We start from the raw sequence: 1,750 nt of genomic DNA, 5'->3' as shown, positions 1-1,750 counted from the left end.
CCCGGCCTGCTGGCGGCGCACCCGGGCCTGAACGTCGAGCTGGCGGCCAGTTCCGGCTTCCTGTCGCCCAGCCGCCGCGAGGTGGACATGGCCATCACCCTCAGCCCCGCCGCCGGGCCGCGCCTGATCGTCGAGCCGCTGACGACCTATCAATTGGCGCTCTACGCCTCGCCCGCGCATCTGGAGCGCCACGGCGCGCCCGCCAGCATCGACGACCTGAGCCGCTTCGACATGGTCGGATACGTCGACGATCTGATCTATGCGCCCGAGTTACATTATCTGGACGAGATCCGTCCGCACCTGCGCCCGCGCCTGGCCTCATCCTCGATCCGGGCCCAGCGGGACATGGTGGCGGCGGGCGGCGGCATCGGCGTCCTGCCCTGCTTCCTGGCCGAGGGGCTGACACGGGTTCTGGCGGATGACGTGCTGATCGAGCGCCGCTTCTGGCTCAGCACCCACCGCGAGGTCCACGGCACGGCGCGGTTGAAGACGGTTCGCCGCTGGATCAAGGCCCTGTGCCGGGACCAGGCCTCGCGCCTGTCGCCCACGCCCGCACTCCCGCCAAGACGCGCCGCTGGGTGACCATATTTTACATTTTACATTGCTCTAAAGCTGAGCATCCGGGGCTATGACTCCAGCGTTCTCCCCGGAGCTGCGTAGCAAGTATGAAGATCGCGATATTAGATGACGATCCCGTCCAGTTGGAATTCGTCTCCGAGGTCGTTCACGACGCCGGGTATCGCGCCATTCTGTTTTCCCGTGGCCAGGCGCTGATCTCCGCCCTGCGAAAAGACACCTTCGACATGCTGATCGTCGACTGGAACCTGCCGGACCGTTCGGGTCTGGAAGTGCTGGCCTGGGCGCGCACCAATCTGAAGCCCGCCCCGCCGATGTTGCTGGTCACCAGTCGCGCCGAGGATGAAGACGTGGTCGCAGGCCTGGACGCCGGGGCCGACGACTACCTGCCCAAGCCGCTGTCCAAGCCGGTTCTGGCGGCGCGGATCAACGCCCTGATCCGCCGCGCCTACGCCCAGCCGACGACGCCGGGCGTCGAGGTCTATGACGGCTTGTCCTTCCACGAGTCCGCCGGGTCCGTGACCCGCGACGGCCAGCCTGTCGCCCTGACGGCCAAGGAATACGCCCTGGCGCTGCTGCTGTTCCGCAACCTGCATCGGGCGCTGTCGCGGACCTATATTCTTGAGACGGTGTGGGGCAATGAGCCGGACCTGAACAGCCGCTCGCTGGACATGCATATCTCGCGCATCCGCAACAAGCTGGAGCTGCGGCCCGAGCGAGGCTTCCGCCTGACCCCCATTTACAGCTACGGATACCGCCTTGAGCGCGTCGCGGGTGCAGAACCCGACCCTGACGCCTGAATGAAGACGCAGGTGGCGGTAATGAAGACGGATTGGTCTGCGGCTGTGGCGGTTGCAGCGATGCTGGCCGCAGGAAGCGCCGCTGCACAGACTTCGGCCGCCCCGCCCCCGCCCCGCACGGCGTCTTCCGCAGCCGCTGAAACGCTCGACTATGTGGTCCAGCGCGGCGACACCCTGATCGATCTAGCGACTGCCTATATGAACCGGCCGCTCGATTATCGCCGGGTCCAGCGCGAGAACCGGGTCGCCGATCCGCGCCGCCTGTCCATCGGCCGCACACTGGCCCTGCCGGTCGATCTGCTGCGCGCCGATCCTGACGAGGCGCGCATCGCCGGTTTCCGCGGCGCCGCGACCCTGAACCAGGACGGCCGGTC

3 protein-coding genes are annotated in these 1,750 nt (G+C 67.3%); all 3 read left to right on the top strand.

Features of this window, described 5'->3' with window-relative positions:
* A partial coding sequence (locus RT567_RS16505; RefSeq protein WP_313577281.1) for a LysR substrate-binding domain-containing protein occupies positions 1-582 on the top strand: 582 nt, incomplete at its 5' end.
* An 83-nt stretch (positions 583-665) separates the two neighbouring features.
* Positions 666-1,376, top strand: coding sequence for a response regulator transcription factor (locus RT567_RS16500; RefSeq protein WP_313577280.1), 711 nt, complete (start codon positions 666-668; stop codon positions 1,374-1,376).
* A partial coding sequence (locus RT567_RS16495; protein ID WP_313577279.1) for a LysM peptidoglycan-binding domain-containing protein occupies positions 1,377-1,750 on the top strand: 374 nt, incomplete at its 3' end.

Source organism: Brevundimonas sp., from assembly GCF_032107865.1.
In the GTDB taxonomy this organism is placed as follows: Bacteria; Pseudomonadota; Alphaproteobacteria; order Caulobacterales; family Caulobacteraceae; genus Brevundimonas.
The sequence above is the reverse complement of the archived record's forward strand: the minus strand, read 5'-3'. Positions and strand labels throughout refer to the sequence as shown.

Excerpts from the sequence above, each read along its gene's own strand:
- RT567_RS16500 (WP_313577280.1), top strand. The coding sequence starts at position 666 with ATGAAGATCGCGATATTAGATGACGATCCCGTCCAGTTGGAATTCGTC.